Consider the following 9,315-nt stretch of genomic DNA (forward strand, 5'->3'; position numbering starts at 1 on the left):
CAGAGCGAGTTTGAGGGGCGCGGCGGCAACGATATCGTCGTCGGTGCCGTCAACGCTCTCGGGCAGATCGTGACGCGGCTGTCCTATCTGGGAGCGACCAGCGCGGTCACCGTCGACATCGGGGCAGGGACCGCGGACGGCGACGCCTCCGTCGGCCACGACACCTTCTCCAACGTCTCGACGATCTGGGGCTCGGCCTACAACGACACGATCTATGGCAGCGACAACGCGGCGTTCACCTACGAGACCTATGAAGGTCGCGGCGGCGACGACTATATCGACGGCCGCGGCGGCTACGACCAGGTTACCTACAATTCGGATACGACGACCACGTCAGGCATCTATGTTCACCTCGCCGCCGGCGTCGTGAATGGCGATGCGACGGTCGGCACCGACACGCTGCGCAGCGTCGAGGCCGCCCGCGGCACCAATTTCGACGACACGTTCGATGCGACCGGGTTCGGTCAGGCCGGGGCCACCAATGTCGGCTCCTCCGGCACCTTCAACGACTTCGCCGGCGCCGGCGGCAATGACACCATCATCGGCAACGGCTTCACCCGCCTGAACTACCAGATCGCAGCCTCGAGCGTCAGCGTCGACCTCGAGACGAGCGCCGTCGGGACCACCAATGCGGTCACAGTTGCCGGCAGCGCCACGGGTGCGACCGAGGGCACCGACAGCTTCACCGGCGTCAATGCGGTGCAGGGGTCGACGTTCTCCGACACGCTGCTGGGGAGCAGCTTCAACAACAACTTCACGGGACTGGGCGGCGACGATTATATCGACGGCCGCGGCGGCTTCGACACTGCGATCTACAACAGCCTCAGCACGGTCACGGGCGGCGTCACCGTCGACATGGCGGCGGGCACGGCGACCGGCGATGCGTCGATCGGCGCGGATACGCTGCGTTCGATCGAGGGCATTCAGGGCACCGGCTATGCCGACACCTATGTGGCAACGGGCTACGGCCAAGCCGGTGCGCTCAATGTCGGCAACAACGGTGGCTTCAACCAGTTCGAAGGCCTCGGCGGCGATGATGCCATCACCGGCAACGGCAATACCCGCATCATCTACGCCAATGCGGCTGCCGGCGTCACCATCAACTTCCAGGCCGGAACGGCCAGCGGCGATGCCTCGGTCGGCCACGACACGTTCTCCGGTGTCAACAGCGCCACCGGCAGCAATTTTGCGGACGTGTTTGACGCAGCCGGGTTTGCCGGCTTCAACGCTGTCCAGGGCCAGGGTGGTAACGACACCATCATTGGCAACGGCAGCACGCAGATCCTGTTCGCCAATGCGACCTCTGGCGTGATCGTCAACCTCGCAAACGGTACTGCGGATGGCGACGGTTCGGTGGGGCACGACACCATCATGGGAGGGGTGGCCAACGTTTCGGGCTCTAACTTCAACGACACGATCACCGGTGCCAACGGCAACGATCAGCTGTTCGGCAACGGCGGCAACGACCTGCTCAGTGGCGGTGCCGGCAACGATGCCCTGAACGGCGGCACGGGTGCAGACACCTTTGTCTACGCCACTGGCGGCGGCGCCGACATCATCGGCGATTTCATGCAGGCGGACGCCGATAAGATCGACCTCACAGGGGTCCCGGGTGTCTCGACCCTCGCCGACATTCAAGCGCTGGCCACACAGCAGGGGCCGAACACGGTTATCAACTTCGGCAATGGCGACACCCTCACGCTGCTGAACGTGACGCTGTCGAACCTCACGGCCGCCGACTTCATCCTGGGGCAGGGCGTGCATCTCACCGGCGACGCTGGCGCAAATACGCTGGTCGGCACCGCCTACGCTGACAGCCTGAGTGGCCTCGCCGGCAACGACCGCCTGAAGGGCCTCGATGGCAATGATTTGCTCGATGGCGGCCTCGGCTTCGACCGCGCCGACTATGCGGCGGCAACGGGAGGCATTACCGCAAATCTCGCCGCAGGCTCCGTGACAGGTCCAGGGGTCGGCACCGACACGCTCGTGAACGTCGAGAGCATCGTCGGCAGCGACTACGCCGACACGTTCAACGCGACCGGCTTTGCGGGCGATACCGGCATTGCCGGCACCAATGTGGGCTTCAACGAGTTCGAAGGCCGCGGAGGCGACGACACCATCACGGGCGCAATGAACAGCCTGGGTGCGCTCCTGACGCGCATCTCTTACGCGAACGCAACGGGCAGCGTGACCGTCGATTTAACGGCCCATTCGGCGATCGGAGATAGTTCGGTTGGTACCGATACCTTGGTGGGCTCGGGCTTTGCGGGTGTTGTCGGCTCTGGATTTGCCGACCAACTGCTTGGCAGCGCCAATGGTGCCGGGACCGTGGAGATCTTCGAAGGTCGCGCCGGCGACGACTTTATCGACGGCCGGGGTGGCTTCGACCGGGCGGATTACGCGCTTGATCCGGCCGCGGTGGGCGGGATCAACGTCCAGCTGGCCTCGGGGATTGTGACGGGCGACGCCGCGACGGTCGGCACCGACACGCTTCGATCGGTCGAATCCGTGCGTGGCTCGAACGCTGCGGACGTCTTCAACGCCGTTGGCTTCAGCGGAACCAGCCAAAATGCCGGTTCCAACGGCACCTTCAACGAATTCATCGGCATGGGAGGCAACGACAGCATCACCGGTAACGGCAACACGCGTGTTGCGTTCACCAACGCAACCGGTGCGGTGACGGTCGATCTGCTGGCAGGTACTGCAAGCGGCGACGCATCCACGGGTAACGATACCTTCAGCGGCGTCAACGCCGTGATGGCTTCGATGTACAACGACACCATCCGCGGCAGCAACATCACCACGGCTATGGAGACGTTCACCGGCCTTGCCGGCGACGACTTCATCGACGGCCGCGGTGGCTTCGACATCATCAGCTACAACAACATCTACTTCTCCACCGGCCCGGTCACCATCGACTTCACGACGGGCACCGCAACCGGTGATGGATCGATCGGCAACGATACGTTCCGCGGGATCGAGGGTGCCCAGGGCACCACTTTCAACGATGTCTTCACGGCCACGAATTTCGGCGCCGCCGGCTTCCAGAACGGCGCCGCCAACAACGTCGGTAACAACGGCAACTTCAACCAGTTCGAGGGCCTGGCTGGCAACGATACGATCACCGGCAACGGTAACACTCGCATCATCTATTCCAGCGCGGTCGATGCCGTGACCATCAACCTGCAGGCGGGGACTGCGACCGGCGGCAGCTCGATCGGCACCGACACCTATGTGGGCGTCAACAGTGCAACCGGCAGCAACCTGAATGATACCTACAATGCCGCGGGCTTCACCGGCGTGACCTCGGCCGGATCGTTCGGCACGTTCAATCTGTTTGAAGGCCTGCTCGGCAACGATACCATCACCGGAAACGGCAATACGCGGGTCTCGTATTCTCAGGCGAGCGGGGGCGGAGTGTCCGTTGACCTATCGACGGGAATTGTGAGCGGTGCCGCCGGTGCCGACGTCATCACGGGCGGCGTCAACAGCGTGCAGGGTTCGAACCAGGCCGACACGCTGGTCGGCAGCTCAAATAACGAGTTTTTCTTCGGCGGCGGCGGTGGCGACACGATCAACGCCGGCGGCGGCAATGACGGCATCACCGGCCAGGGCGGCAACGATACGATCGACGGTGGCGCCGGCACCGATATGGTGATCTTCTCGGGTACGCAATCGCAATACACCGTCACGACGGCGGGAACGATCCAGGTTCAAGACAATGTTGCGAACCGTGACGGCACGGATATCTTGACCAACGTCGAAGTGCTGCAATTCAGCGACGCTATCGTGCTGCAGTCGACGGGGGCTTCGGGTAGCCCGATTGATCTCTCGACGCAGCAACTGTCCGGCGCAGCACCGGTGCTCGGAACGGCCGGAGACGATTATCTTCGCGTCGGAGCCAACATCTTCGGACACGTGCTCAATCTGGGGGCGGGGACGGGCGACACCGTCCTGCTCAACGGCATCTTCGGTAACGGCTACACGCTCAATCTCTCGAGTGTCGAGAAGCTGATCGGCAGCGGCAACGACGAATTCGTCAATCTCACCACGACCGCCAACGGACTGGTTGTCGACCTCGGCGGCGGCAACGATCAGCTCAATCTCGCAGGCGGCGCCAACACGCTCAGCTTGATTGGCGTCGAGGGTCTGGGTGGATCCGATTTCGGTGCGACGCCCGGCGTCAACGACGTGCTCACCTTGTCGACGACGGTCACGGGCCTGAACATCAGCCTCGGCAACGGCGACAACACGATGAATCTCGCGGCCGGCGCGAACTCGTTCGTGAACATCTACGATGTCAATCACGTGTACGGAACGGCGAGCGACGACACCCTGACTGTCACCGGTGCGATCGCAGCCGCGAACGGCATCGCGATCGACCTCGGCAATGGCGACGATACGATCGTCCTTGGCGGAAATTTCGCGGCATTTGCCGCGACGGGCGTCGAGCGCATCAACGGCAATTCCGCCGACAATTCGCTCAGCTTCACAAATAACGTCAACGGCATCGCCGTCGATATGGGCGGCGGAAACGATTGGATCTCCCTCGCCAACGGCGTCAATTCGCTCAGCATCAGTGGCGTCGAAAATCTCAACGGCAGTGACTTTACCGGCAATCTCAATCCGTCAGACGATACGGTCACGCTGTTGAACACCGTGTCCGGGGTTACGGTCAATCTTGGAGAAGGAACGGCCAACGTCCTAAATCTCGCCGCAGGCAGCAATTCGTTCGACAATCTGTGGAACGTGAACCTGCTCAACGGGAGCTCGTCGGACGACGTTCTGACGTTGCAAGGCAGCCCGGCGAACGTGATCGATCTCGGTGACGGCAACGACACGCTGAACTTCAACGCGAACGTCTACGACATCACGGTGACAAACGTCGAAAACATCAATGCCGCCGCAAATTTCGACAGGATCACAATCGGCAACACGTCGGGTAACACGACGATCACCGCCGGCGCGGGTGCGGATGAAATCTTTGCCAGCGCAGGCCAGGACAATTTCCGCTTCCTCAGCGTCGCGGACTCCGCCCAGGGTGCTGCCGATACCATCCACAATTTCGATGCAGCCAACGACAGCTTTACCTTCTCGGGTATCGGCGTGGCCGGGGGGCACATCGAGTATTTGGATAGTGCGGCCTTGCTTGGCGGCAACCAAGCCTCGGCCCATTTGCAGAATGTCGGTCCGGGCAACGACGCTCTTCAGATCGATATCGATGGCGACGGAGCGAGCGACATGGAGATCAGCCTGCTGAACGCTACTGGCGCGTTGCACAATGGCAACTTCCTGGTGAGCTAGCCTGAATTTGCTCCGGAGTCGCAATAGACCGTCTCGGGAAGGGAGCGGTGTTGCTTCGCATCGGGCCTGCGCGATCGAACTGAAGCTGTCCCTGAGCGCAAGCCGGAATGAAAAGCTCGGGATGCCGATCTGATTTTTCAGCGTGGCCGGCGCATCGGTGTACTTAGGAAGCGCTGATTCCTGATCTCACGAAGCAGCAACATCCGTTTGGCTTGTGCGGCATTGAGCAAACCTTCGAACAGGACCAAGGCCTCGCGCGCCTGCACGTGGACTTCGGTGCTGATGCCGTGGTGATCAAAGCCATAGGCCGCAAGCCGCGTGTCGATCTCGGTCGCAGCGATGGGATCAATGCGCCAGCTCAGCGCATTTTGCTGCGTGTAGGATTTGGCCCGGTCTTCGAAGTCGGGATCGATCCCCACCATGTCGATGTGCTGCAGGACCGCCTCAATGGCTTTTTCGCGAGAGGCGTTTTGCGCGGGTCCTCCTCTGCAGAATGTCCTGTAGCAGGGAACTGATCCCGGCACCCTTCCGCGGAGATGAACTGGCCGGCGGAAATTGTCAGCAGTTCAGGGGCGCATATGGACCAGGCGTGGTCGGGTCGTGGGCGACTGCCTCCCTCCCGGACCTCCGCCGCGTCCAGACCAGAGTTGAGGGTTGGGTCCTCCGCTCCGGTCGGCGCGGCTGATGGTGCCTCGTCCATCACTCTCCCGGACGCGTCATTTCTGCCGGAACCATTGATTGAACGACATGGCGAGTGGCCCGACGATATGCTTGAGCGCGGTTTGTGGAACGGTCGGGATCATCACGGTCGCGGGCAGCCGGGATACAGGCAAATGTTCGGCAGGCTCACCGGACCGCAACATTCGCCCGATCCATCCCCTCGCAACGTCAGACCAGAAAGTCGTGATAGCTGATAAGCGTTCCCGTGTTCTTATCTGCCTCCGTCTGGAAGCCCGCGGCATCGTACTGGCCCAACAGGGCAATGTCGGTGGTATGGACTCCGTCAGTCACTGACAGGGTTCCTCCAGTGCCGGCCTGATTTGCGACATAACTCGCGGTCGTGCCGACCCCGAATGCCACATCGAGGAGATCGAGGTGGTCATCCCCGTTAAATCCGGACACGACCCCGCTAAAGTCGAAGGAGTCGTGGAGCACGATTGTGCCGGTGGCTCCAGCATTAAGCGTTATCTTGGTCGATGAGGCGGCTCCGAATTCGAGTTTGGCTACTCCATCCATCAAGGCGGTGCCGCCGCCAGTGACGCTGCCATTGAGGGTGATGTTGGCTCCATGCGCCCACAGCAGCCCAGAATTATCAAGGTTGCTGTCGATGACCATCCCGCCGCTTCCAGTCGCTTCAAGCGTTCCGGAATTGACGATGGTGTTCGTCCCGGTATCGATATCGAGCACATTGATGCCGGTGGCGACAATCATGCCTTTGTTGACCAGTCCCATCATCCCGTCCCCGAGGTGGCCCGCGCCGGCGATCGTGTTGTCCACATTCGTCAGCGTGACGTCTGAGGTCGTTCCGGTGATCAGGTTCTGATCGCTGTCGGACAGCACGACCTGCCCATGACCCTGGAGCGTGATGCCGTGTTCGATCAGCTCGAGTTTTGTTCCGTTTCCGGTCGAGTTCAACTCAATTGTACCCGTGTTGTCGATGGTGCCGCTCAACGGAAGAAACGCGCCGTCGCCTATCACCAGGCTGCCGGAATTTTCCGTAACGGGGGTTTGATCGAACACGAAATTGCTCGATGTGAGCGCCGTCGGATCGAGACCTTGCAAAGTGATCGATTGGGCTTCTCCCAACTCGATCACGGCGTTGCCGTTGGTGTCGCTCACAGTATGTGCCTGGACGTCGGCGAACGAGGTGAAGTTGGCGTAATCGATCAGATCGACTTGGTCGTGCATCGCGTCGAAGTTATAAACCACGTCGTGTCCGATCGGCTGCGCGAACACCAGCAGGTCGCTCCCGCTCGAGGCCGTCAGATGGTCGTCGCCCGACACAGCAAAGATCGGCGATCCCTGCGCATAGGCTTCGACATTGTCGGATACGGTTGCCGTTCCCGTCGTGCCATCGGCGTTCGTCCAGGTTTGCGTGACGTTCAGCATCACCGCACCCACGAAATCTAGCGGCGAAGTGATTGTCATCGACTGCACATCATTTGTCTGAGCAGTCCAGGTGCCATCGCCGTTATTCGTAGCGTTACTCAGACTCCAGCCTAAGGGCACCCCGCTGATCGTGACGGTGATGACATCGTTGGGATCGTCTGAAGGATCGACCAGAGCCAGATTGATGGCCTCGCCAGCGATACCGGCGGGCGCAAGGACAGTGGCTCCGCTCCCTTTCACGATCGTGACGGTGTCAGTGTCGGCGAGGCCTCCCGCGTCGGTCGTTGTCATTGTCAACGTCCGCGTGGTGTTGTTCGACCCACCACTAAACGTCACGCTAGCCAAGGCCGCATTGATGTCCGAGATCGAGCCGGAGAACGTCATGGCCTTCGTGCCGTTGGCACCGGAGCTGAATGTAAGGCCTGATGTCGTGGAGAGTGTCAAAATGCCGGTCGACGATTGCGGAGAGTTGCCCAGCGAGAGCGAAACAGTCTCGATGCCGTTATCGACATCGCTGACTCTCAGCGTGAAAGTTGCTGTTGAGCCATTTCCCACGGTCTGCTGCCCCGGAACGGTGTTGACCGGCGCGTCATTGGCGCCGCTGATGGTAACGGTCAGCAGCGCCGTGTCGGTCAGGCTGCCGTCAGTCACGGTGTAGTTGAAGGTGTCGGTCGTCGACTGGCCGACGTTGAGGGCCTGCACGGTTGCGTCGTTCTCGTTGACTACGTACGTGTAGCTGCCGTTGGCATTGAGTGTCAGCGTGCCGTGCGCGCCCACCAGGCCGACGCCCAAAGTGCCGGCCGTGCCGGCCCCCTCAGTGCCGCCGGTGCGGATCGCACTAACCGTCAGGCTGCCGCTGTCGACATCGGTATCATTGGTCAGCAGATTGCCACTGCCGTTGGTGCCTCCCGATCCGTTGGCCGTGCCGCCCTTCTCGGTCGCGGCACCGGTGTCATTCACGGCGAGCGGCGCATCATTTGTGCCGGTGATGGTCACCGTGACCGTGCCGGTGGCGGTGCCATCCAGGCTTGTCACCGTGAACTGGTCCTGCACCTGCTGCCCGGCGGTGAGCTCATTGTGGGCGCCGTTGCCGGCGTAGCTCCAGGCGCCATTGGCATCGATGCTGAAATCGCCATAGGTCCCGTGCGCGTTGGTTTGCGTCACGACATGGGCGTGGCCCGTGTCAGGGTCGGTGATGGTGAGCTGGCCGCTGGTGTTGAGCGCGGAGGCGGCATTGCCCTCTGTCACGGACTTCGAGTCCGAGCTCACCGTGGCCGCATCGTTGCTGCCGGTGATCGTCACCGTCACGATGCCGGTTGCGGTGCCGTCTTGGCTTGTCACCGTGAACTGGTCCTGCACCTGCTGCCCGGCGGTGAGCTCATTGTGGGCGCCGTTGCCGGCGTAGCTCCAGGCCCCATTGGCATCGATCGTGAAGTCGCCGTAGGTGCCGTGGACGTTGGTTTGCGCGACGACGTGGGCTTCGCCGGAATCCGGATCGGTGATGGTGAGCTGGCCCGAGGTGTTGAGTGCGGTGGCGGTGTCGGCCTCGGTGACGGACTTCGAGTCCGAAGAGACGGTTGCGGCGTCGTTGGTGCCGAGGATGTTGATGGTGACCGCGGTGTGGGTGCCNTCGGCGCTGACCACGTCGAAGGTGTCGGTGTAGGTGGTGCCGGCCACGAACGCGTCATGGGCGGAGCTCGCCGTGTAGGTCCAGGCNCCGTCGGTGCCGATCGCAAACGTGCCGTAGCTGCCGGCGGTGCCGGCCTGCGCCACGAAGGTCGCCGGGCTGTCGACATCGCTGATGGTCAGCGTGCCGGAGGTCGAGATGTCCGTCGCCGAGTTGGTCTCGGTCAGGTTGCGGGTGTCGGCCGACAGGATCGCGGCGTCGTTGGTGCCGAGGAT

General features: G+C 62.1%; 4 protein-coding genes. 1 reads left to right on the top strand and 3 read right to left on the bottom strand.

Translation table 11 applies throughout. From position 1 onward, the window contains the following. The coding region (locus YU9_RS49455; protein ID WP_027577308.1) for a hypothetical protein at positions 1–5,304 on the top strand (5,304 nt) is incomplete at its 5' end. A 137-nt stretch (positions 5,305–5,441) separates the two neighbouring features. On the opposite strand, the gene YU9_RS43890 is transcribed toward YU9_RS49455, so the two are convergent. The 3 genes from YU9_RS43890 to YU9_RS43895 form a co-directional block, all read right to left on the bottom strand. Further along, entirely contained in the window at positions 5,442–5,726 is a 285-nt protein-coding gene (locus YU9_RS43890; RefSeq protein ID WP_245266713.1) for a hypothetical protein, read from the bottom strand. 294 nt (positions 5,727–6,020) lie between these two features. Then, positions 6,021–6,167, bottom strand: a complete 147-nt coding sequence (locus tag YU9_RS49460; RefSeq protein ID WP_198028369.1) for a hypothetical protein — start codon at positions 6,165–6,167, stop codon at positions 6,021–6,023. 25 nt (positions 6,168–6,192) lie between these two features. Beyond that, positions 6,193–9,315: VCBS domain-containing protein (locus YU9_RS43895; RefSeq protein WP_051380667.1), on the bottom strand; the 3,123-nt coding region annotated here is incomplete at its 5' end.

Source organism: Bradyrhizobium sp. WSM1743 (assembly GCF_000473065.1).
Taxonomy (GTDB): domain Bacteria; phylum Pseudomonadota; class Alphaproteobacteria; order Rhizobiales; family Xanthobacteraceae; genus Bradyrhizobium.